A 22,059-nucleotide genomic window follows, 5' to 3' on the forward strand; every position below is an offset into this window, starting at 1 on the left:
ATGCTAGCTAGACATAAAACTACGTTTTAGTCTTTGTTATTGATTTTGTAATTAGAACAACTAGTTACTGCAATCAATGCCTTGCTTTCATCCATTTTTTCTACGCCTAAATAGATCATCTAATTATCGGAATTGGTATAACCTCTGAATCTGCATCTTCAGGTAGCTTGAGGTGTCGTTATCTGTTCAATCTTAGTAGAGAAAACTAACGATAATTTTCTTATTGTCAATCCCGATAGTCGGCTATTGGTAAATCAAACGCCTTGTTTTTATTAATTTTTTTCTATGCAATTTTTTGTGCTGATTTGCCTTATGGGAGAGTTCTGATACTTTTAAAGTAGGGATTCTTTTAAAGGACGTATTATGCTGCTAGATCGGATAGAGGTGGTCGGGTTTCGGGGAATTAATCGTTTATCCATTAATGTTAACAAGCTGAGTGCTTTGCTTGGTGAAAACAGCTGGGGTAAATCGAGCCTTTTTGATGCATTGTCACTGTTTTTATCCGGGACTAAAAAAGCGTATAAATTTACCTACGATGATTTTCACCAACCTCCGATTCCGGAAATTAGCAGTAATAAACGCATCCATCTTGTTTTTACCTTTAAAGAGCAGGAGCAAGATGAGTCGCTACAGCGCCAGTATAAGAGCATCACTGCTGCCTGGAATCCGACTAAAGAGGGAATCAGGTACATTCATTATCAGGTAGACGGAGCGCTAACAGACTCAGGTAATATTATAACCCAGCGTTATTTCCTAGATAATCACGGCAAAAAAAAACTGTTTGAAAAAGAGAACGAGGCTAATCTGATCAGCGAGTTTATCTCTTTTGTGCCTGCATTGCGCATGGGCAGCGATCTGTCTATTATGCTTGCTGAAGAAGATAAGCAAGATGAGGAGACCTGCACTAAGAGAGTGGCCTGCGAAGCAAAAATAAAACGTATTTTTAAGCGCTTAAATAACTCCTCGCAGCAGTTGTCCGAATCGGAAATGAAGCAGGGGTATCAGGCGTTAGTCTACCTGTTTGATCATTATTTATTGAAACATTATGGTCGCTTTGATTTTCATCGCGATGATGATCATGAACAGCATCCTTTCTCTTTTCAGGCACTGACACATTTTAATGATCTGTTAAAAACCGGCCGCAAAAGCGACCGCGCTATGCTATTGCTGGTACTTGGCGAGTTTTTAGAGGTCCGCGGTGAGCACTTATTACGCCGCGGTGCCTCGCCTATTTTATTACTGGAGGAGCCGGAAAATAGTCTTCATCCGGTTAATCTGGCGATTACCTGGAGTTTTTTTTCATTGCTGCCGATGCAGAAATTGGTCAGTACCAATTCCAGCCAGCTATTATCATTCCTGCCATTAAGTTGTATTCAGCGTTTAGTGCGGGGCGCCAACGTAACCCATAGTTATGCATTAAACCGGGATCACTTTTCTCAGAATGATTTGCGGCGAATTGCTTTTCATGTGCGGATGACCAGACCACAGAGTCTTTTTGCCCGTTCATGGTTACTGGTTGAGGGGGAGACGGAAACCTGGCTGTTGACGGAACTATCGCGTCTATGCGGTTATCATCTGGTTGTCGAAGGGGTGCAGCTTATTGAGTTCGCACAATGTGGTGTGGCGCCATTGATTAAGCTTGCGCAGGATCTGCATATTGAATGGCATGTTTTAACTGATGGTGATCCGGCCGGGCAAAAATATGCCGAACGGGTTAGCGAGATGTGTTCGGCAAAGGATGCCGCAGTTAACCGCCTGACGGTTTTACCCGCATTGGATATTGAGCATCTGTTTTTTGAAAATGGTTTCTCTGATGTATATCTTAAGGCGGCCAATTATGAGGAAAAAGATTTAGCACGCCTGGCGACCAATAAAATCATAGATAAAGCGGTACATCGATATTCGAAACCCGGATTAGGTTTGGCGATTGCCAGTGCTGTTGAAGAACGCGGAGCGGATTCAATTCCACCATTGCTGAAACGTCTGTTTTCCCGCCTGGTGGGATTGGCTCGAACCCAATCCGGTTAAGCGCATAAGCTAATTCGCTTTATATGTGAGAGTATGTTTTTTACCTGACAGAATTAGTTTATTGGCGGTCAACTGAATATCAGACCAGTCATTGAACACACTGGAAATAACCATTTCAATTTCATTCATTGGCTTTGGGCACATCATGCGCGTGCTGCCCATGGGATCAACCTTCAGTCTGTTATCCTGTAATATCAATGTGCCAAAAAAATTATTGCAGGCAAGTTTTCCTGCCACCCGGGACTGTTTATCAACTTGAAAGGTTGAGTTGATTCCGGGGGAGATGGTCTGCCCGTCAATTCCTATTAAGTGCCATTGTTTTTGAATTTGTGCTAAGGCGATAGGTTGTGACTCCATGCCGCTGAGTGTTTCTGCGCTGCAGGCGAATAGCGATAAAGACGTTAACAGCAGTAATATCGGTTTACAAATATTCATCGTGAGTTCCTCTTTGATTTCTCTTTTTGACTGCTGCGTTTAACACTTTTAACACTGCCCAGCTTTTTAATCTGGCGCATAACCTTAGATAAATGAATTCGATTAATAACCACTAATGTCAAATTTATCAAGTAGATATGTTCAGGTAGTTCGGTCGTCCTTATATCTACAACATTGGCATTGCATTTGGCAATAACATTGAATAACTGTGCAAGCCCCGCTTTGTGGTTAACCATAGTGATAACCAGGTCGGTCGAATATTCAAACTGGTTCATAAAGCTCATATCCCATTCGACAGGAATATACTTGTCTAACTCGCCTTCAAAACCAGCGACATTATGGCACTGTTTGGTATGGACAACCAAGCCTCTGCCGGGGCTTGTATGTGCAACAATAGCGTCACCGGGAAGGGGTTTGCAGCATTTCGCATAAGAAACCATCATATCTTCAGTGCCTTTAATTGCACTGCGGCGGTTTTGCTGTTTAAGCTCAGATTCGGTTAATTCAGCGGCATTTCCACGTAAACGGCGGGCGACAATTATGCTCATCAATTTGCCACTGCCTATCTCATTCAATAACGAATTAAAATCGCTAAGATGATGGTCGGCAAGTACTTTGTCGATATTCTCCTGGGCGATATCGGTTAAATTGGTTTTACCCAGAGCCTGTTTTAATAAACGTCTGCCCTCCGGGATGGTAAATTCTCTGGGCAGTTGTTTCAGATGCTGGCGAATATTGAGACGGGCTTTATGGGTGGCAACAAAATTTAACCAGTCGCCACAAGGCTGCTCCTTATCCGATGTAATTATCTCAATGGTCTGGCCGCTTTCTAATTTATTACTCAGTAATGAAAATTCTTTGTCGACTTTGGCACCGATACATCTGTGTCCTATTTTAGTATGCAGTGCATAGGCAAAATCAACAGGTGTTGCCTGTGCGGGTAAGACAATGATTTTCCCTTGTGGTGTTAAAACATGTATTTCATTGTCACCCAACTCCTGCTTGATGTTTTCCAGCAGTAAAACCGAGTTGGTTTTATAATCTTCCTGATCCGACAGCCCCTGGAACCAGTTACGGGTTTGTAACTGTGCGGTCATTTTCTTATTGTTGCTGCCATCTTTGTAACTCCAATGCGCAGCTATACCATACTTAGCGACCGCATCCATATCTTCAGTACGTATCTGTACCTCGATATTAACCCCGTGATGGGTCAGCAGAGTCGTGTGTATTGACTGGTAGCTGTTGGCTTTGGGAATGGCAATATAATCTTTAAAGTGGCCTAATTTAGGTTGATAAAGGTGGTGTATTTGACCTAAGACCCGATAACAACTATCGAGATCTTTAACAATAATACGGAAAGCATAAACATCCATTACATCATGGAACTGGCAGCCTTTCTGGCGCATCTTGGTATATAAACTGTAGAGATGTTTTTCTCGACCAATCACTTTGGCTTCAATCGGCAGGGTCTGCAGTTTTTCGGAAATCTCATCACAGATATTTTGAATAAAATCTTTACGATTTCTGCGTGCTTTGGTGATTGCCTCTTTTAAGACAGTATAACGCGCTGCATTTTGAGCTTTAAAGGCTAAATGCTCCAGCTCGTTTTTAAGATGGTGAAGGCCTAACCGATCAGCTATCGGCGCAAATATTTCAAACGTTTCCTGGGCGATGCGGCGGCGTTTATCCTGGCGCAGTGAGCCTAAGGTGCGCATGTTATGGACACGATCCGCAAGTTTGATTAACATTACCCGAAAATCCTTGGACATTGCGATCAGCATCTTGCGGATATTTTCCGCCTGAGCTTCTTTGTGACTTTTAAAATTGACCTTATCTAACTTTGTGACTCCCTCAACCAGTTCTGCGACACTGGAATTAAAATCTTTGGCAATCTCCTCATAGGTTTTATCGGTATCTTCGAGAACATCGTGCAATAAAGCTGCCGCTATGGCTTCATGATCAAGTTTCATCTCGGCAAGAATTTCAGCTACAGCAACCGGGTGGGTGATGTAAGGTTCGCCACTGGCACGTTTAATACCTTCATGTGCAAGGTAAGCAAAGCGATAGGCACGTCTGATGAACTCACATTGCTCAGGGGAGAGGTAAGATTCAGTGATTTCTTTAAGCGACTGAAATATAGGCATTTTGCTCCTTGGGTAAATCACTGTATGGGCAATCATAGTTGCTCAAAAGTTAGATATATTGAACCATAATATAGAGGACAAAACAGCACAAAAAAACTGTTTTTTGAGGTCTAAATCACAATTTATTATTGTAATAATACAAACAGTTTGCAAGTGATACAATCTAACTTTTTATCATTTTATATAAATAATATAGCCAATTTACTTGAAGGTGCAGATTCAGTCCCCCTCGCGCAGGACAATATGAGAGGTAACCCCCTTCGGCGTTATGAATTATTGATTTAGAATGACTAAACCTGCAAATTTATGCCTTGTGCCCATTGCTTTAGTTGTAGTATCTCCTCCGGCCAAATGTCCGGATCCGTTGTCTCCAGTACTAATGGAATATTGTCAAAACGCTTGTCCTGCATAATATATTTAAAACAGTCCCAGCCAATTTCGCCAGCCCCTAATGAGGCATGGCGATCCACTCTGCTGCCCAATGGCACTTTACTGTCATTAATATGCATCGCGCTTAAAAATTCAAAACCGACAATTTCTGCAAAGCTCGCAAAGGTTTGCTGACAAGCTTCGGTAGTGCGCAGATCATAACCGGATACAAAGGTGTGGCAGGTATCAATGCACACGCCAACCCGGGTTTTATCGTCAATAAGTTCGATGATCCTGGCTAAATGTTCAAAGCGATAACCTAAGTTGGTCCCCTGGCCCGCTGTATTTTCAATAACGGCTTTCACCGAGCTGCTCTGCTGCAGCGCCCAGTTAATTGATTCGGCAATACGCTGCAGACAATCATCCTCACTTATCCCCTTGAGGTGGCTGCCGGGATGAAAATTAAGCAGGGTAAGGCCTAATTGTTCACAGCGCTGCATTTCATCTAAAAATGCGTTTCTGGATTTGTCCAGCGCCTCCTGCTGAGGATGACCGAGATTAATTAAGTATGAATCGTGAGGCAGTATAAACTCCGGGAGAAAATTATAGCGTGCACAAGCTGTTTTAAATTTTTGGATAGTCCGTGCATCGAGCGGAGCAGCCTGCCAGCGGCGTTGATTTTTTGTAAATAAAGCAAATGCTGTCGCGCCGATATTGTGGGCATTTTTAGGGGCATTAAATACGCCGCCGGAAGCACTTACATGTGCGCCGATATATTTCATAAAAGAGTATCCGCAAGTTTAGTATTAAATAAAGGGGCCTTGCCCGAGCGATTTTTAGTCTGCTCTGCTGTTCGTTTTTTTTAAACTATACCCATGTTACTTCAAAATGCTTTGTCAGGCACGAGCTTGGAACTCAGAGCAAGGCGCAACATGAGGTAATGGTTACTCCCTTTTCGATTGGTGCAACGCAGCACTGGTTTTCGAGCTAGCGCCCCGTAGGGCAGGGGAAATTGCACCAATCTGCTTTGTTATAAAATCTCTCTGTAGAATAACTAGACTTCAATTTTATGTCTGGCATCTCGGCACAATTGACCTTGCTGACTTTGCATCTTGAAGTATCATGGGTATATAACGTAACGCCGGGAATCAAGCCTTGATGCTGCATTCACAAAGGTGATGTAGCGTAATCTATGTTTTATTTTGTACTGAACACTATGGCTGATAGATACAACCTAACAGCGCATCCCTGCGTGCTCCCGTTACTGCTTTAAGCGGGATCCTGTTGCCTGATAAACGTTGTTCAGCCAACCAGGCAAAGGCGACGGCTTCAACAAACATAGGATCAATCTCTAAAGCATTAGTGTCCATTACCTGATGGTCCGGCATTAAAGCTTGTAAACGCTGCATTAATAGTGGATTCAGAGCGCCACCTCCACACACAAACACAGCACAGGCATGGTTATGTAATTTTATCTGCTCAGTGATGGTGATGGCGCTGAACTCTAATAAAGTGCGTTGAATATCGGCATTATGACTGGCTGCCAGAGGGAGTTGCTGCAGGTGCTGTGTTAACCAGGTTAAGTTAAACTTTTCCCGGCCGGTGCTTTTAGGGGGGCGTTGGGAGAAATAGTTATCCGCGAGTAATAAACTCAGCAGTTGCGGTAAAATCTCCCCCTGCGAGGCGAACTGCCCGTCCTTATCATAACTCTCCCCGTTGATCTTTTCACACCAGGCATCGAGCAGGGTATTGCCCGGTCCGGTATCATAACCTGTTAGTTTGTGATTCGATTGCAGTACAGTAATATTGGCAATGCCGCCAATATTAAGGATAACTCTGTTTTCCCCCTGCCGGGAAAATAATGCCTGGTGAAAAGCAGGCACTAGCGGGGCACCCTGACCACCATAAGCCATATCCATCCGCCTGAAGTCGGCCACACAGGTGATTCCTGTTTTAGCGGCAATTAAATTGGCATCGCCGATCTGCTGGGTAAAGGGAAAGGCTCCGTCCGGAGAATGAAAAACTGTCTGGCCATGACTGCCGATTGCGCAGATTTGCGTGGCATCAAGCTGGTTATTTGCAAGCAGTTGATTCACCACTTTTGCGCAGGCATCGGCAAATTGAAAATCGACTTCACCGAGTGTCTGCAAATCCACCTGTTTATCCCGGCAGATAGTTAACAGTTTCTGACGCAAATTTGGGGTTAAAGGGACTGCTGTGCCCGCGATCTGTTTGAACGCCGTCGCGGTGCGCCGGGCTATCACCACATCAATCGCATCCAGACTGGTACCGGACATGATACCGATATAATAGTTTCCTATCTGCACTTTAGATAACCCGGGAAAACTGCTGCTGACGCGCTTTATTGCGTAAATAGATATCAAAACACATACAGATATTACGTATTAATAGACGTCCTTTGGGCAATACTGTGATGCTCTCTGTACCCACTTCAACCAGATTGTCATCAATAAAACACTGCAATAATTTAATGTCTTCAGCGAAATAATCGCTAAATTTCAGATCGAAATCTTTCTCTATCTGCTTAAAATCCAGCTTAAAATTACAAATCATCTTTTTAATTACTTCCCTGCGGATCAAATCATCTTTATTAAGCGCAACACCGCGCCATTGCGCATGACCTGATTCTTCAATCTGCTGGTAATAAACAGAGAGTTTTTTCTGATTTTGCGAATAACTATGTCCGATTTGACTGATCGCGGAAACACCCAGCCCCAACAAGTCAGCATCTTCCTGGGTGGTATAACCCTGAAAGTTACGATGTAAAATACCTTTGTGCTGTGCAATAGCCAGTTCATCTGTTGGTTTTGCAAAATGATCCATGCCTATAAACTGATAACCCGAGTTGCTTAAAAACTCAATGGTATGCTGCAGAATTTCCAGCTTTTCAGCAGGTTTGGGCATCTCATCTTCATTGATCTTGCGTTGTGCTGCAAAGAGGGCCGGCATATGGGCGTAATTGAAAATAGATAAACGCGCCGGATCAAGCTCGACTATTTTTTCCAGAGTATGCGCAAAACTTTGTTTGCTCTGCAGGGGTAAACCGTAAATCATATCCAGATTAGTTGACTGGAATCCCTGCGCTTTGGCCCGCTTTAACAGCGCGATAATAAAGGACTCATCCTGTTCGCGGTTGACCGCTTTTTGTACCGCTTTGTTAAAGTCCTGTACGCCAAGACTAAGGCGGTTAAAGCCTTCTTTAGCGAGGTGATCTATGGTGGTTAATTCAATTTCCCGGGGATCGACTTCAATACTTAACTCCGCATCAGGGTTGAAGTGAAAGTGTTTTCGCAGGGTGGTCATTAAACGGGTAATCTGTGCGGGTAGCAAAAATGTCGGTGTTCCGCCGCCCCAGTGTAGCTGGCTGACCCGACGGTTTTTAAAGTAGGGGGCCTGCTGCCTGATCTCTTTTTCTAGAGCATCCAGATAGATATCCGCTTTTTCCTGATGCCGGGTAATAATTTTGTTGCATCCGCAAAAATAACAGAGCTTATGGCAGAATGGGATATGAATATATAACGATAGCGGGCGGGAAGGGTAAACTTCACTCGCCGCAATAGACTCCTGATAAGTAAAGCTTTCATCGAACTCTAATGCGGTAGGGTAGGAGGTATATCTTGGCCCGCTGTAATTATATTTTTCAATTAATGCCTGATCCCAAATAAGCTTTTCCATCTATTGCCTCTATTTTTACACTGCAAAATTTGTCAGTTTTGACATCTCTTCAATGATTTTGTCTTCCAGTTGTGATTCAAATATTTTGCGTTTCATATCCAGTATTTTGATCTCTTTAACCGGAGTCTTTTGGCGTTGCTCATGGGTCGGCATCTCTTTTACTTTATCAAACAGCTCAGATAGTGCCGGATAGTTTTTAACAATATCAATAGGCTCTTTAAGCAATAACGTTTCTAATAAGACAGTCAAACGAATCGCGGCTTCTGAAACATTACATTGTTTTTGCGCGGTAGCCCGCGCAATTAAACGAATGCTTTCACAGATTTTATCATTACGCTGCTGTTTCTTCAGTGCCTGTTGTGCTTCCTGCTGAGCTGCAGTTTTGCGGTTATAAGCTTTCTGCACATTGATTTTTTTAATCAACATACCCGCGTAAAAAGCTAAACCGATAATGATCACAACCGCAAGTACGGCTAATAAAATATCGAGTTGCATAGTAACTATCCGTTAGTATTTAAATTCATTCAAAGCTGAGCTTGCGTCCTCGAACTGCTGGAGAAGATCTTCTTCACCGTCTTCGTCCAACCAGCCAAGCTCTTTCATCAGTTGCTGGTGGCGTGACATCTGCTGATCCACCCAGGCTTGATCCGTTTGTGAAAGACTCTCCTCACTATCAAGTCGTTCCAGCAACTCATTAAGGCGCTCATCATTTTCAATCGCAGCGAGTTCTTTTTCAGGAGAGAGCTTTACCGGCTCCGGTTTTTTGACCACTTTGACCTTTGGCTGAGCAGTCACTTTTGCAACTTTTGCCACTTCAACAGGTAATTCCTGAGCGGCGACTAACGGCACGGCTTTTTGACTGCCGATACGTTTATCATTAACAGCCTGCTTGGCATTTTTCTGCTGTGTTTGTTTTGACACAATCGCATTACGTGCGCCTGCTTTATTACCTTTTAATTTAGATTTACGTTTATTTTCACGCGCCGCTTGTGCTTGTTCAGATGATTCTTTGCGTTGACCATTAAATTTTGCATCTGAATTGCCTGCGGTGCGACTTTTCTTAATACGTGACATGACAATTTACCTTTACAGTTATATTTTATAAGTGCTGTTTGCGCATAATTTTATTATCAAAATGAAACAGCACGAAGACACTATTTTAAGTGTTTAAATTGGAAGTTAATAGGAGGGCAGAATAACAGATATTAATGTCTTTCAAAAGCACAGATAAAAGGCGTGCCAACGCTGATAAAGCGATAACAACGCCTGAGCATAGTTTGTTGCTAATGTAATGCCGCAATGTATTTAGAAAGCAGTTCAATCTCTGCGTCACTTAATTTAGCCGCCACATCAGACATCATACCGTTAGGATCATTGGCCCGTGCTTTGCTGCGGAAGTTAATCAGTTGGGTCTTAATGTAAGCAGGATATTGGCTGGAAATTTTCGGGAATTTAGCAAGTTCCAATCCATTACCGCGCGGCCCGTGACAAGCGCTGCATGCGGTCATTTTATCATCGCCAGAACCACCCATATAAAGTTTTTGACCCGCCGCTGCGATTTCCGGCGCAGCGGTTTCAGGTGTAGCTGCATTACTTGCGTAAAAAGCTGCAAGATCCTGCATATCCTGCTCAGAAAGAACCGCGGCCATGCCCATCATGATCGGATCTGCTCTTTCCCCGCTTTTAAATTCCTGCAGCTGTTTTATAAGATAAGTTGCATGCTGACCAGCCAATTTCGGGTATAAGTCTGACGGGCTATTGCCATCGGCACCATGACAGGCCGCACATGTCACAGATTTTGCCTTACCTGCTTCAATATTTCCTTGTGCCTGTACCAAGCCGGAAAAGCTCAGTGCAGCAACTAATGCTATTAATAATTTATTCATAACTATCCATTTTTATTAAAAGTATGTATTGACCAAAACCATTTGCAAAGTCAGTGCTGCTTTGGGGGATACTGTAAAAAAACAATAGACTCGATTAACCCTCTACGTAAAAAATCAGCTTGGTTGATTAACTGTTTCCTGCCTTTGCAAATGGTTTGGGTATATGTTCAAGCATGCTACAATGAGCCCAAACAATAGTTTACACAAGTTTAATAAAAGTAACAATTTTGCTACATGGCATAACGAGGCATACCTTGGAATTTCAAAAAATACATTTTCAAAAAGCACATTTTTTAATTAGTGCACCGGATATTCGTCATCTGGATAAGCACTTGCCACCGGAAAGCGGTATTGAAATTGCGTTTGCCGGGCGTTCAAATGCCGGTAAATCCAGTGCGCTGAACCGCCTGACGCGTCAAAAAAGTTTAGCGCGTACCAGTAAAACACCAGGTCGTACCCAGTTGATAAATGTTTTTGAAATAGAAGAGGGTAAACGCTTAATTGATTTGCCGGGATATGGTTTTGCTAAAGTGCCATTGGCAATGAAATTAAAATGGCAGAAGTCATTGGGGGAATATTTACAACAGCGCGAATCCTTAAAAGGTTTAGTGGTCTTAATGGATATTCGCCAGCCCTTTAAAGAGCTTGATCAGCAGTTAATTTATTGGGCCATTGATGCGGATATTCCGGTACTGGCGTTATTAACCAAAGCCGATAAATTAAAACAGGGTGCGCGTAAAACGACACTGCTGAAAATGCGTGCAGAAGCGAAAAACTTTGAAGGTGATGTCGAGGTGGAACTGTTTTCCTCACTGAAAGGTATCGGCGTTGAGATCCTGGAACGTAAAATAACTGCCTGGTATGGTCAGGAGCCAATATTAGCAACGCAGCCTCAAGAGCTGCAAATCGAGAGTGAATAGATTATCTGTTTGCTTTGCTCCCGGTTAAACCTCCTCTGCGGAGGTTTTTTCATTTTATAAACTAATTCTTCAGGTTTTTCTACCTAATTGCTTTTCATAAAAACAGAACTGCAGGCAGAAAACGTAAAGATTAACTCTGCTTGGCTTGAATCTGCAAAAAATGCCCCTATATCTTTTTAAATGAGCGCTATTCCTTTTTCCTCACTTTTTTTGAGATGACTGCTATGAATAATTCTGAAATACCAAGTATCGAGCAAACAGATGGTTTGCCGCTGTTTAGTCAAATAACCCCGGAACAGATAGTACCTGCAGTGACGCAGGCAATTAGCGATAATAAAAAACTGATCGAAGAGAAATTAAAAACCTTAAGCCATTTCACCTGGGATAATTTTGTTAATGTTTTAGATGAGGCTGACGATCATCTTGGTAAGTTATGGTCGCCGGTTTCACACATGAATGCCGTAGTCAGCAATGAGGCGCTGCGTCAGGCGCATGATGCGTGTTTAGGTTTATTCGCCGAGTATGGCACCTTTGTCGGCCAGCATCAGGGGCTCTATCAGGCTTATCTGAGCATTGCAGAAAGTGATGAGTTCGAGCAACTAAAAGGGGAGCAGCAGAAGGTTATTAACAATGCCCTGCGTGATTTTAAACTATCCGGTATTGCTCTACCAGCAGATAAAAAACAACGTTATGGAGAGATCTCTCAGGAACTCGCGCAGTTACAGTCGCAATTCAGCAATAACGTGTTGGATGCCACATCAGCCTGGAGCAAACTGATCACTGATATTAACGAATTAGAAGGTTTACCGGAAAGTGCGTTAGCTGCAGCCAAGCAGGCTGCAGAGGAAAAAGAGCAAACGGGCTACCTGCTGACTCTGGATTTTCCGAGTTATCTGCCGGTGATGACCTATGCCAAAAATCGCGCTTTGCGTCAGGAGGTCTATTCGGCTTTCGCAACGCGTGCCTCGGATCAGGGACCGAATGCCGGGGAGTTTGATAATTCGCAGATTATCGAAAAACTGCTGAAACTGCGTCATGAACTGGCGTCATTATTAGATTTCGACAGTTACGCTGAATACAGTTTAGCGACTAAAATGGCTGAAAATCCGCAGCAAGTGATTGATTTTCTGACCGAGCTTGCCGACAAATCTTACCCGCAGGCGATCCAGGAGCGTGATCAGGTATTAGCCTTTGCCAAAAAATTAGACGGAATTGAACAGTTAGAATCCTGGGATTTAAGCTACTATGCGGAGCTGTTAAAACAGCAGAAATACGCTATTTCAGATGAGCAGCTGCGTCCCTATTTTCCTGAGAATAAAGTAGTAAGCGGTTTGTTTGCAGTGGTGCAGCGCCTGTTCGGATTAACAATCAAAGAAGTTTCCGGTGTGGATACCTGGCATAAAGATGTACGCTTTTTCGAAATTTATGATCAGCAACAAACGCATCTGGGCAGCTTTTATTTAGATCTTTATGCGCGCGCCCACAAACGCGGCGGGGCATGGATGAATGATTGCCGTGTACGCCGTCGCCTGGTAAATGGTGAGCTACAACTGCCGGTTGCGTATCTGACCTGTAATTTCACCAAACCTGTCGGTTCACAACAGGCTTTGTTTACCCATAATGAAGTGATCACCCTGTTCCATGAGTTTGGCCACGGCATTCACCATATGCTCACCAAAGTCGAGTCTTCTTCGGTCTCCGGCATTAACGGCGTTCCCTGGGATGCCGTTGAGCTGCCTAGTCAGTTTCTGGAAAACTGGTGCTGGGAACCACAGGCATTGGCATTGATTTCCGGCCATGTAGAGACCGGTGAAACCCTGCCTGCGGAGCTGCTGGAAAAAATGCTTGCCGCTAAAAATTATAACAGCGCCCTGATGATGCTGCGTCAGATAGAGTTTTCATTGTTTGATTTTGTATTGCATCATCAATACCTGCCCGAGCAGGGATCGCAGGTGGAAAAAGTACTGGCTGATATCCGTGATAAAGTTGCCGTTATTACACCGCCTTCATTTAACCGTTTTCAGCATAGCTTCAGCCATATCTTTGCCGGCGGTTATGCAGCGGGTTATTACAGTTATAAGTGGGCAGAAGTCTTATCCGCAGATGCTTTTTCGCGCTTTGAAGAGTTCGGCATTTTTGACGAGGATACCGGCCGTGGGTTTTTGCAGGCAATTTTAGAAAAAGGCGGCAGTGAAGAGCCGATGGAACTGTTTAAAAAGTTTATGGGGCGTGAACCGAATATCGATGCTTTATTACGCCATTCGGGGATCAATCAGGAATAAACAGAGAGTTACGGGCTGCGAGCTATGAGCTGCGAGTAAGGAGCTGTTACCCGCTACCCGCAGCTCGTCACTTACCCGGGTTTACCATTCAATACCGGCTTGTGCTTTTACGCCTGCTTTGAAGGCATGCTTTTCATCGAGAATAAGGCTGTAGGTATCAACCGCATCAATCAACTCCTGCTTGGGGCCGCGCCCGGTTAAAATGACATTCATTTTTTCCGGGCGGTTTTTAAGCGCATCCAGGGTAGGCTGGATATCTAAATAGTTAAATTTGAACATATAGGTGATTTCATCAAGAATGACCAGTTGATAGCTGTCATCGGCCAATAACGCCTCCGCTTTAGCCCAGGCTTTTTTTGCACTGGCAATATCCTGCTCTCTATTTTGAGTTTCCCAGGTAAAACCGTCACCCATTGCATGCCACTCAACATTTTTCTGCTGGCTAAAAAACTTTTCTTCACCGGTAGACATTGCACCTTTTAAAAACTGTACCACGGCTACCTTATGGCCATGGCCTAAAGAGCGCGCCAACATGCCAAAAGCGGAGCTGCTTTTCCCTTTACCCGGGCCAGCCAGTAAAATGGATACGCCACGCTCCTGGTCTGCTGCCGCTATTTTCTGATCTTGTTTTTCTTTAATTGCTTTCATTCTCTTTAAGTGTTTTTGATCTGTCATAATATATCGTTTCCATTTTATAAATATAAAACCCGCTTATACGGGGGGCTTTGCTTGACAACTGGCGCCTAAATATATGCCTCATCATGCCGGCCGCACCACCTGATGCTCAGGTCGCGCATAAATAAAACCCCATCCCCACCGGAAAACCGGCCCGAAATCGGGTGCGGGCTAAGCGAATAGATTGTGGCAGTAAATCCTGAAGAGAGTTCCTGTCGGGGAGTGTGCCACCAGCCTGATTTACTATCTGAACTCATTGATACTTCTTAAAAAATAATGATAAAAATACCACATGGGTTTTAGCTTAACATGGTCATGGATGATTATCACTATCATTAAAGTTCAAGAAAATTTAATAAACTAATGGCAAAAGATAGCCATCAATAGGGTGGATGGAGGCGATCAGGCGACGGAGGTTTTTAGGGAGAAAGTTTCCTCTTTGCACACCTGAGCAGATGGACAAAGTGATAAGGGGCGGTAAATAGAAATGGTTGTTTCATTTCCCCTGCCCCTCAAAAGTTAGCGTTTACAGGCGTAAAAAAGGGTTGCTGATTTTCTCTTTGCCAATGGTTGTTGTCGGTCCGTGTCCGGGGTAAACCGTTGTTTCCGGAGGCAGGGTTAATAATTTTTCTTTAATGCCGCTGATCAGCAACTGGCCGTTACTGCGCGGGAAGTCATAACGGCCGATGCCGCCGTTAAACAAGATATCGCCGACAATGATCTGTTTGCTTTGCTGATCATAGAGGGCGATGTGGCCGGGTGTATGTCCCGGGATATGCAGCACTTTAAGCTTGATCTTGCCAACTTCGATCACTTCACCCTCTTCCAGCCAGCGGGTAGGGGAGAAACTTTCCGTGGTTGGAAAACCAAAACGCTGACTTTGCGCCTCTAACTGCTCTAACCAGAACAGATCTTCTTTTTCCGGCCCGATTACCGGTACATGTAACTTGTCTGCAACAGCCTGGGTGCCGCCGACATGGTCTAAATGGCCATGGGTTAATATTATTTTATCAACCTTAACGCCTTGCTTTTCGACCACATTTAAAATGCGCTGCGGATCGCCGCCCGGATCGACGATCGCAGCTGTTTTGGTCTCTTCACAAATAATCAGGCTGCAGTTCTGCTCATAGGGGGTAACGGGTATCACGATGATTTTCATGCTGTTATTTCTCATATAAAAAACAGGCAACCGATGGGTTGCCTTAAATTAACGATTCACTATTTATACCCATGATACTTCAAGATGCAAAGTCAGCAAGGCAAATTGTGCTGAGATGCTAGGCATAAAATTGAAGTATAGTTATTCTACATAGAGATTTTATAACAACGCAGATTGGTACAATTTACCTTGCCCTATGGGGCGCTAGCTCGAAAACCAGCGCTGCGTTGCACCAATCGAAAAGGGAATAACCATTACCTCATGTTGCGTCTTGCTCTGATCTCGTGCCTGACAAAGCATTTTGAAGTAACATGGGTATATTATAGTTTAAACTTGTTCAGTGTGAAGACGTTGTTTTTTCTCTTTGGCAACAGCTTTTGCCAGGTGGATATGGTTCATTACGTGGACCATCGCTTTGGCCGATGATTCTATAATATCCGTTGATAAACCTAAACCGTGAAATCTCTGACCTTTATAGGTAGCAACAATATCCACCTGACCCAGTGCATCTTTACCTTCACCTTTAGCGTTGATGTGGTAGTCATCCATGCTGATGTCCAAACCCGAGATACGCAATAAGCACTGGTATGCCGCATCAATGGGTCCATTACCCGTTGCCGCCTCGACCACTTTTTTCTTATCACCAATTCTCATCACAATCGTTGCCGTGGCAACAAGACCGGAGCCTGACTGTACATTGATACTTTCCATTTTATAGTACTGCGGATCTGTATTGACTTTATTAAAGAACATTAATGCTTCTAAATCATAATCAAATACCTGGCCTTTTTTATCGGCCAGTTCTAAAAAGCTGGCATACAACTGCTCCAGGTCGTAATCAGTGTCACGGTAGCCTAACTCCTGCATACGATGCTGGATAACATGGCGTCCTGAGCGGGAAGTTAAGTTTAACTTGTTGGTCAAAATGCCGACACTTTCCGGGGTGATAATTTCATAGGTATTTTGGGATTTAAGCACACCATCCTGGTGAATGCCCGATGAATGTGAAAAGGCATTGGCCCCCACAATTGCTTTGTTTGCCTGGATTGGCATATTGCAAAGCTGGCTGACCAGCTGACTGGTACGTGAGATTTCAACCGGGTTGATATTAGTGGAAAAGCCCATTTTCGCTTTACGGGTATGTAAAATCATTGCCACTTCTTCAAGTGAACAGTTACCCGCACGTTCGCCAATACCGTTCATGGTACATTCAATCTGACGTGCGCCATTCTCAACAGCAGTGATCGAGTTGGCGACAGACATACCCAAATCATCATGACAATGTACAGAGATAATCGCCTGATCAATATTCGGTACACGATTAAACAGGGTTTTGATAATTCCGCCAAACTCACTCGGGTAGGTATAACCGACTGTATCCGGAATATTAATCGTAGTGGCACCGGCTTTAATCGCCTCTTCAACCATACGACATAAATTATCAATTGGCGTACGGCCGGCATCTTCACAGGAAAACTCAACATCATCGGTGTATTTACGCGCATGTTTTACGGCCTTGATTCCCATCTCTAATACGGCATCAAAGGAGCGTTTTAATTTGCTTTCAACATGGATTGTTGAAGTGGAAATAAAGGTATGAATACGGAAAGCATCAGCCACTTTTAATGCCTGCCCGGCAGCATCAATATCTTTTTCTAAGGCCCGGGACAATGCACAAACCCGGCTGTTTTTAATTTCACCGGCAATGGTTTTTACAGACTCAAAATCACCCGGTGATGAGATAGGGAAGCCTACCTCCATCACGTCAACACCTAAACGTTCAAGGGCAAATGCGATCTGTAGTTTTTCTTTTACCGTAAGGCTTGCGCTTAACGCTTGTTCACCATCGCGTAATGTTGTATCGAAAATAATAACTTGATCTGACATAAGGAGTCCCTCTGTTGGTATTTCAGGTAATTTAGGTATAAAAAAACCCGTGCATGGCACGGGTTCTTGGCTTTTTTAACTGATTTTATTCAGATAACCGCCACCCGTACGCATCTTGCATAAGGAGTAAAGGCAGCAGGAGAGAACAAAAAAATCGCATCAGTTAATCTCAAATAATTAGTTTATGACTGTTAGTGATTTAATAAATACCTTTTTTTATTATATCCGTCAAGCTGTTCTTAACAATAAGTTTACAAATATCATGCAGGGTTTTATTTATGCAGGGAAAAGCATAAGATAAATATTCGCTCCCAAACCAGTAAAGGTAGAAAAATGTCTGATTATAAAAAACCGGATGAGCAAAGCTTACGTGAACAATTGAGTGAGCTTCAATATCGCGTTACCCAGGAAGAAGCAACTGAACCTGCTTTTAATAATACTTATTGGGATAATCAAGCGGCCGGTATTTATGTTGATATCGTCTCAGGAGAGCCGCTGTTCAGCTCATTAGATAAATTTGATGCGCATTGCGGCTGGCCGAGCTTTACTCGGCCCCTGACACAAACAGAGCTTGTGGAAAAAATCGACAGGAAACTGTTTGCTACACGGACAGAAGTGCGTAGCCCGGTTGCGGATTCACATTTAGGCCATGTTTTTGATGATGGCCCGGCACCCGATGGTTTACGCTACTGCATCAATTCTGCAGCACTGCGTTTTGTCGCACTTGAGGATATGGCCGCACAGGGCTATCAATCTTTACTTTATCTTTTTGATAAATAAAGTTAACAGTTTTGTGAGGGCGTTGGGTGGCACATTAATAATAATGCCTGTTTCCGGTTATAACCCGCAAACAGTTTATTAATCACCTCGGGTACAGCTTCCGCCGCTACAGGTACAAATCCGAGCTGCAAATAAAACGTCTCGAGATGCTGATAGGGAAAGCAATAAACCGGTAAGCTTTGTTGCGCTACTATTTTTTTTATTAAATACGATGCATAACCCAAACCACGGATCTGCGTCGCGCTAGCCACGCCGGTTAATAGCAGGTGCCCGTCCACGGATTTTAACTTGGCGCTACAAAGAATACTTTTGCCTTTTATAACAAAAACAGATTCATCTTTGCTGGCCATCCCTTTTTTATAAACCTGTTTATAAAATTGGTTAACCAGCGGGTAGGACAGTTTATCCAGTGCTACAAACCGGGTATCTTCAGCAAGCATCGTACCTCTTTATTATTTCCATTAATTTTAACCAGCAATATTGATCGGATAGTTATGCGTGATGGTATAAGGTAAACTGCATAGTTAACTGTTTTATACCTCGCATACAGGGATAATAATGATCGAAACCAACTGCTCTCTCAAGGCTTTTAATACTTTTTCTATCGAAGCGAAAGCTCAAACATTATTTCATTTTTCGAATATCGACCAAGTTACTGAATTGTTAGCGCTGGTGAAAGCAACCCGCGCGGCGTATAAACCTGTCCTTATTTTAGGTGGCGGCAGCAATATATTATTCTGTGAAGATTTCTCCGGTTTGGTGATCAAAGTCGATTTGTCCGGTGTAAAGATAATGGAAGCTGAACATCATTATCTCCTGGAAGTTGCGGCGGGTGAAAACTGGCATCAGCTGGTGGCCGATACTATCGAGAAAGGCATTAACGGACTGGAAAACCTGGCCTTGATTCCCGGCGTTGTCGGCGCCGCACCAGTACAGAATATCGGTGCCTACGGCACTGAATTTAAAGATTTTTGCGAATCGGTTGAATATCTTGATTTGAATTCGGGAAAGCTGTTTTGCCTGAGCGCGGAAGAGTGCTTATTCGCTTATCGTGACAGTATTTTTAAAAAGGCGGAGATGGGTGACGCCCTGATCACCAAAGTTACCCTGAAATTAAATAAAGAGTGGCAGGTGCATAATCAATATGGCCAACTGCAAAACCTGGCATGCGATCAGCAACCCCTGAGTGCAAAACAGATTTTTGAGTCCGTCTGCCAGATTCGCAGTGAAAAACTCCCCGATCCGGAACAAATAGGCAATGCCGGCAGTTTCTTTAAAAATCCGCTGGTGACAGCACAATCCGCGGCACAGTTATTGAGCTTATATCCGCACATGCCGCATTATCCGCAGGCGGATGGCCAGGTTAAATTAGCCGCCGGGTGGTTAATCGACCATGCCCAACTGAAGGGGGTTAAGGTTGGCGGGGCGGCTGTTCATCAGAACCAGGCGCTGGTATTAATTAATCAAAATAATGCCTCTGCCAAAGATGTATTACAGTTAGCAAATCTGGTGCGCAGCAAGGTGCAGGAAAAGTTTAATGTTACCTTGGAGCACGAAGTACGTTTTATAGGGAGCATCGGGGAGACCAACTTAACTGAGGTGATAAATAATGTCAGAACTAAATGAGCAGGGTAATGCGCTGTTAAGATTACTTGCTGACGGCGAGTTTCATTCCGGTGAAAAAATTGGTCAACTGCTGGGTGTTTCACGCACTTCAGTAAATAACTATATAAAAGGATTGCAGGGAATTGGTCTGGATATTTACAAGGTTCCCGGACGCGGGTATTGCAGTGCTTCGAAAATTGAATTGCTGGATAAGGATAAAATTCGGCAGCTCTGCGGAGATAAAAATATTCAGGTGGAACAGATTGTTGAATCAACAAATCAGATCCTGCTGGATAAAATTCCCGATTTGGTAAACGGACAAACTTGTATCGCGGAGTATCAATTAGCCGGCAGGGGAAGGCGTGGGCGTACCTGGATTTCCCCCTTTGCTTCACATCTGTATTTCTCATTTTACTGGCGCTTTGATTCCGGCATTGACAAAGTATCCGGACTGAGTTTACTGGTCGGTATCGCCACGGTTAATGCCCTTGAAAAAATTGGCATACAAGGTGTTTCATTAAAGTGGCCAAATGATCTTTATTATCAGGGCAAAAAATTAGCGGGTATATTAATTGAGTTAAATGCGCAGGCAACCGCCGCCTGTCACTGCGTGATCGGTATCGGCATCAATGTCAAAATGCCCGCAGAACAGGCTAAATTAATCGATCAGCCCTGGATTGATCTGCACTCATTAACTGCCGGTGATGTAGATCGTAACCTGTTAAGTGCAACATTGATAACCGAACTGCAGTCGCTTTTGCCTGATTATGAAAAAAATGGATTAGCTCCGTATCTGCCGCGCTGGTTTGAGCTGGATTGTTTTCTCGATAAACAGGTCAACTTACTGATCGCGGATAAAGTCACTACAGGTATCTGTCGCGGGATTAATGAGCAGGGTGCATTACTGCTCGAGATAGCCGGGCAAATTAAAGAGTTTGTCGGCGGGGAAATTTCATTACGTCTGGCAAAGTAACGTTGTAGAATTAAGCTGTTATGCTGGAGATCTCCGCACAATTTGCCTTGTTGACTTTGCATCTTGAAGTCTCATGGGGATATAGTGGATGGCCTTTAATGTGCTACACGTCTACGGCATCTGGGACGCATTCTACTTTGCTTGCTTGATTAATAGACAAAAATAGCTGCTGTTGATTTGTTTTTAAGCAAACAGCAAATAAATGCGAATTATTTTCTAATTAGGGGTTGCAAGGTTAGTCTAACTTCTCTATTATTCGCACCACTTAGACGGCGCCGACTTAGCTCAGTCGGTAGAGCAACTGACTTGTAATCAGTAGGTCACCAGTTCGATTCCGGTAGTCGGCACCATTTAAGTCTAGGAGGGGTTCCCGAGCGGCCAAAGGGAGCAGATTGTAAATCTGCCGCGAAAGCTTCGATGGTTCGAATCCGTCCCCCTCCACCATATTCTATTTGTAATGTCGCATTGCAAATGATGCGGGCATCGTATAATGGCTATTACTCCAGCCTTCCAAGCTGATAATGCGGGTTCGATTCCCGCTGCCCGCTCCAACATTTCTTCTTAGAAGAACTCGAAAATCAACCTATATGGTTGATTTTTGCGTTTTAGCTTCCCGAAAATAAATTCCTGTTCTTATCCGCAGCCAGATCGGCATTATTTTTCTTGATAGAAATATAAAGCTCTATCCGCTATTTTTCCGTCAAACATCATCGAAACAGATGCAACTCTATGTTTATAAATAATTCTTTGTGTTATAAAAAGATTTCTTAAACGACGGAGTGCGTCTGTTACTAACTCTAATTGTGGCTATATGGACTTAGTGAGTGATTAGTTATGTATAAAACCTACCAGCTCAGCAATTGTGAACAGGCAAATAATACGCTTAATAACATCCTGGATATTATTAATGAAGGTGTCTGGGACTGGAGTGCGAAAACAGGACATGTTGGACGAAGCCCCGGATGGTATAGAATGCTTGGCTATGACGTTGGTATATTTCAAGAAGATGTGTTTACCTGGGAAAATGTTATTCATCCGCATGATTATCCCAGGGTCATGAGACATTTTGAGTTATACACAACAGGAAAATCAGACGCTTACAGTGTTGAATATCGTTGTAAGAAAGCTGATGGTTCATATTTGTGGATAAGGGATAAAGGACGAATAGTAGAATATGATGATCAGGGTAAGGTCGCCAGAATGATTGGTGCTCATGAGGA

At 43.5% G+C, this 22,059-nt stretch carries 19 protein-coding genes and 3 tRNA genes; 10 read left to right on the forward strand and 12 right to left on the reverse strand.

All coding sequences use genetic code 11. The features are described from left to right. Positions 1–363 precede the first annotated feature (363 nt). On the forward strand, positions 364–2,028 hold the full coding sequence (locus ABZA00_RS08190; RefSeq protein WP_372881672.1) for an ATP-dependent endonuclease: 1,665 nt from the start codon (positions 364–366) through the stop codon (positions 2,026–2,028). A 9-nt stretch (positions 2,029–2,037) separates the two neighbouring features. Here the strand turns inward: ABZA00_RS08190 and ABZA00_RS08195 are convergent, their stop codons facing one another. The 8 genes from ABZA00_RS08195 to ABZA00_RS08230 form a co-directional block, all read right to left on the reverse strand. Next, positions 2,038–2,463 carry an META domain-containing protein gene (locus tag ABZA00_RS08195; protein WP_372881673.1) on the reverse strand — a complete coding sequence of 142 codons (426 nt, stop codon included), beginning with the start codon at positions 2,461–2,463 and terminating at the stop codon, positions 2,038–2,040. Beyond that, on the reverse strand, positions 2,460–4,607 hold the full coding sequence (locus tag ABZA00_RS08200) for a bifunctional (p)ppGpp synthetase/guanosine-3',5'-bis(diphosphate) 3'-pyrophosphohydrolase (RefSeq protein WP_372881674.1): 2,148 nt from the start codon (positions 4,605–4,607) through the stop codon (positions 2,460–2,462). Before ABZA00_RS08200 ends, ABZA00_RS08195 begins: the two co-directional genes overlap by 4 nt. Before the next feature lie 290 nt (positions 4,608–4,897). Further along, entirely contained in the window at positions 4,898–5,758 is an 861-nt protein-coding gene (gene nfo / locus ABZA00_RS08205) for a deoxyribonuclease IV (protein ID WP_372881675.1), read from the reverse strand. A 432-nt stretch (positions 5,759–6,190) separates the two neighbouring features. Continuing rightward, positions 6,191–7,303: an anhydro-N-acetylmuramic acid kinase gene (locus tag ABZA00_RS08210; RefSeq protein ID WP_372881676.1), complete on the reverse strand. Its 1,113-nt coding sequence runs from the start codon at positions 7,301–7,303 to the stop codon at positions 6,191–6,193. A 1-nt stretch (position 7,304) separates the two neighbouring features. Next, the gene (gene hemN, locus ABZA00_RS08215) at positions 7,305–8,672 is read right to left on the reverse strand and encodes an oxygen-independent coproporphyrinogen III oxidase (RefSeq protein WP_372881677.1); all 1,368 of its coding nucleotides are present in this window, start codon (positions 8,670–8,672) and stop codon (positions 7,305–7,307) included. A gap of 15 nt (positions 8,673–8,687) precedes the next feature. Beyond that, positions 8,688–9,167: a DUF2489 domain-containing protein gene (locus ABZA00_RS08220; protein ID WP_372881678.1), complete on the reverse strand. Its 480-nt coding sequence runs from the start codon at positions 9,165–9,167 to the stop codon at positions 8,688–8,690. 12 nt (positions 9,168–9,179) lie between these two features. Further along, positions 9,180–9,746, reverse strand: a complete 567-nt coding sequence (gene yihI, locus ABZA00_RS08225; RefSeq protein WP_372881679.1) for a Der GTPase-activating protein YihI — start codon at positions 9,744–9,746, stop codon at positions 9,180–9,182. Positions 9,747–9,955: 209 nt separating this feature from the next. Then, positions 9,956–10,558 (reverse strand): cytochrome c, encoded by a 603-nt coding sequence (locus ABZA00_RS08230; protein WP_372881680.1) that lies wholly within the window; start codon positions 10,556–10,558, stop codon positions 9,956–9,958. A gap of 254 nt (positions 10,559–10,812) precedes the next feature. Here ABZA00_RS08230 and yihA point away from each other — a divergent pair, with 254 nt between their 5' ends. Both yihA and prlC read left to right on the forward strand, forming a co-directional pair. Further along, on the forward strand, positions 10,813–11,478 hold the full coding sequence (gene yihA, locus ABZA00_RS08235) for a ribosome biogenesis GTP-binding protein YihA/YsxC (RefSeq protein ID WP_372881681.1): 666 nt from the start codon (positions 10,813–10,815) through the stop codon (positions 11,476–11,478). A 224-nt stretch (positions 11,479–11,702) separates the two neighbouring features. After that, entirely contained in the window at positions 11,703–13,760 is a 2,058-nt protein-coding gene (gene prlC, locus ABZA00_RS08240; protein WP_372881682.1) for an oligopeptidase A, read from the forward strand. 81 nt (positions 13,761–13,841) lie between these two features. Here prlC and cobO read toward each other — a convergent pair whose 3' ends face one another. From cobO to leuA, 3 genes are all read right to left on the reverse strand, one after another. Then, positions 13,842–14,435 (reverse strand): cob(I)yrinic acid a,c-diamide adenosyltransferase, encoded by a 594-nt coding sequence (gene cobO / locus ABZA00_RS08245; protein WP_372881683.1) that lies wholly within the window; start codon positions 14,433–14,435, stop codon positions 13,842–13,844. A 526-nt stretch (positions 14,436–14,961) separates the two neighbouring features. Beyond that, positions 14,962–15,594 (reverse strand): MBL fold metallo-hydrolase, encoded by a 633-nt coding sequence (locus tag ABZA00_RS08250; protein WP_372881684.1) that lies wholly within the window; start codon positions 15,592–15,594, stop codon positions 14,962–14,964. Between the two features lie 327 nt (positions 15,595–15,921). Beyond that, complete coding sequence (gene leuA, locus ABZA00_RS08255; RefSeq protein WP_372881685.1) at positions 15,922–17,481, reverse strand: 2-isopropylmalate synthase; 1,560 nt, start codon at positions 17,479–17,481, stop codon at positions 15,922–15,924. A gap of 333 nt (positions 17,482–17,814) precedes the next feature. Between leuA and msrB the strand changes: the two genes are divergently transcribed. Continuing rightward, positions 17,815–18,261 carry a peptide-methionine (R)-S-oxide reductase MsrB gene (gene msrB, locus ABZA00_RS08260; RefSeq protein WP_372881686.1) on the forward strand — a complete coding sequence of 149 codons (447 nt, stop codon included), beginning with the start codon at positions 17,815–17,817 and terminating at the stop codon, positions 18,259–18,261. A 2-nt stretch (positions 18,262–18,263) separates the two neighbouring features. Here the strand turns inward: msrB and ABZA00_RS08265 are convergent, their stop codons facing one another. Next, positions 18,264–18,701, reverse strand: coding sequence for a hypothetical protein (locus ABZA00_RS08265; protein ID WP_372881687.1), 438 nt, complete (start codon positions 18,699–18,701; stop codon positions 18,264–18,266). Between the two features lie 118 nt (positions 18,702–18,819). On the opposite strand from ABZA00_RS08265, the gene murB reads away from it, so the two are divergent. The 6 genes from murB to ABZA00_RS08295 all read left to right on the forward strand — a co-directional run. After that, positions 18,820–19,887: a UDP-N-acetylmuramate dehydrogenase gene (murB, locus tag ABZA00_RS08270; RefSeq protein WP_372881688.1), complete on the forward strand. Its 1,068-nt coding sequence runs from the start codon at positions 18,820–18,822 to the stop codon at positions 19,885–19,887. Further along, the gene (birA, locus tag ABZA00_RS08275) at positions 19,871–20,839 is read left to right on the forward strand and encodes a bifunctional biotin--[acetyl-CoA-carboxylase] ligase/biotin operon repressor BirA (protein ID WP_372881689.1); all 969 of its coding nucleotides are present in this window, start codon (positions 19,871–19,873) and stop codon (positions 20,837–20,839) included. Before murB ends, birA begins: the two co-directional genes overlap by 17 nt. A gap of 274 nt (positions 20,840–21,113) precedes the next feature. Continuing rightward, positions 21,114–21,189: transfer RNA gene (locus tag ABZA00_RS08280), tRNA-Thr, on the forward strand. A 10-nt stretch (positions 21,190–21,199) separates the two neighbouring features. Further along, positions 21,200–21,283 (forward strand) — tRNA-Tyr (locus ABZA00_RS08285). A 32-nt stretch (positions 21,284–21,315) separates the two neighbouring features. Next, positions 21,316–21,390: transfer RNA gene (locus ABZA00_RS08290), tRNA-Gly, on the forward strand. A 283-nt stretch (positions 21,391–21,673) separates the two neighbouring features. After that, positions 21,674–22,059: PAS domain-containing protein (locus tag ABZA00_RS08295; protein ID WP_372881690.1), on the forward strand; the 386-nt coding region annotated here is incomplete at its 3' end.

It is taken from the genome of Psychromonas sp., assembly GCF_041586535.1.
Lineage (GTDB): Bacteria > Pseudomonadota > Gammaproteobacteria > Enterobacterales > Psychromonadaceae > Psychromonas.

Bases quoted from the DNA above. Each gene is read 5' to 3' on its own strand.
- ABZA00_RS08220 (WP_372881678.1), bottom strand. From the start codon at position 9,167: ATGCAACTCGATATTTTATTAGCCGTACTTGCGGTTGTGATCATTATC.
- nfo (WP_372881675.1), bottom strand. From the start codon at position 5,758: ATGAAATATATCGGCGCACATGTAAGTGCTTCCGGCGGCGTATTTAAT.
- ABZA00_RS08265 (WP_372881687.1), bottom strand. From the start codon at position 18,701: ATGCTTGCTGAAGATACCCGGTTTGTAGCACTGGATAAACTGTCCTAC.
- prlC (WP_372881682.1), top strand. From the start codon at position 11,703: ATGAATAATTCTGAAATACCAAGTATCGAGCAAACAGATGGTTTGCCG.
- ABZA00_RS08230 (WP_372881680.1), bottom strand. From the start codon at position 10,558: ATGAATAAATTATTAATAGCATTAGTTGCTGCACTGAGCTTTTCCGGC.
- ABZA00_RS08195 (WP_372881673.1), bottom strand. From the start codon at position 2,463: ATGAATATTTGTAAACCGATATTACTGCTGTTAACGTCTTTATCGCTA.
- ABZA00_RS08200 (WP_372881674.1), bottom strand. From the start codon at position 4,607: ATGCCTATATTTCAGTCGCTTAAAGAAATCACTGAATCTTACCTCTCC.
- murB (WP_372881688.1), top strand. From the start codon at position 18,820: ATGATCGAAACCAACTGCTCTCTCAAGGCTTTTAATACTTTTTCTATC.
- birA (WP_372881689.1), top strand. From the start codon at position 19,871: ATGTCAGAACTAAATGAGCAGGGTAATGCGCTGTTAAGATTACTTGCT.
- cobO (WP_372881683.1), bottom strand. From the start codon at position 14,435: ATGACAGATCAAAAACACTTAAAGAGAATGAAAGCAATTAAAGAAAAA.
- leuA (WP_372881685.1), bottom strand. From the start codon at position 17,481: ATGTCAGATCAAGTTATTATTTTCGATACAACATTACGCGATGGTGAA.
- msrB (WP_372881686.1), top strand. From the start codon at position 17,815: ATGTCTGATTATAAAAAACCGGATGAGCAAAGCTTACGTGAACAATTG.
- hemN (WP_372881677.1), bottom strand. From the start codon at position 8,672: ATGGAAAAGCTTATTTGGGATCAGGCATTAATTGAAAAATATAATTAC.
- ABZA00_RS08190 (WP_372881672.1), top strand. From the start codon at position 364: ATGCTGCTAGATCGGATAGAGGTGGTCGGGTTTCGGGGAATTAATCGT.
- yihI (WP_372881679.1), bottom strand. From the start codon at position 9,746: ATGTCACGTATTAAGAAAAGTCGCACCGCAGGCAATTCAGATGCAAAA.
- ABZA00_RS08250 (WP_372881684.1), bottom strand. From the start codon at position 15,594: ATGAAAATCATCGTGATACCCGTTACCCCCTATGAGCAGAACTGCAGC.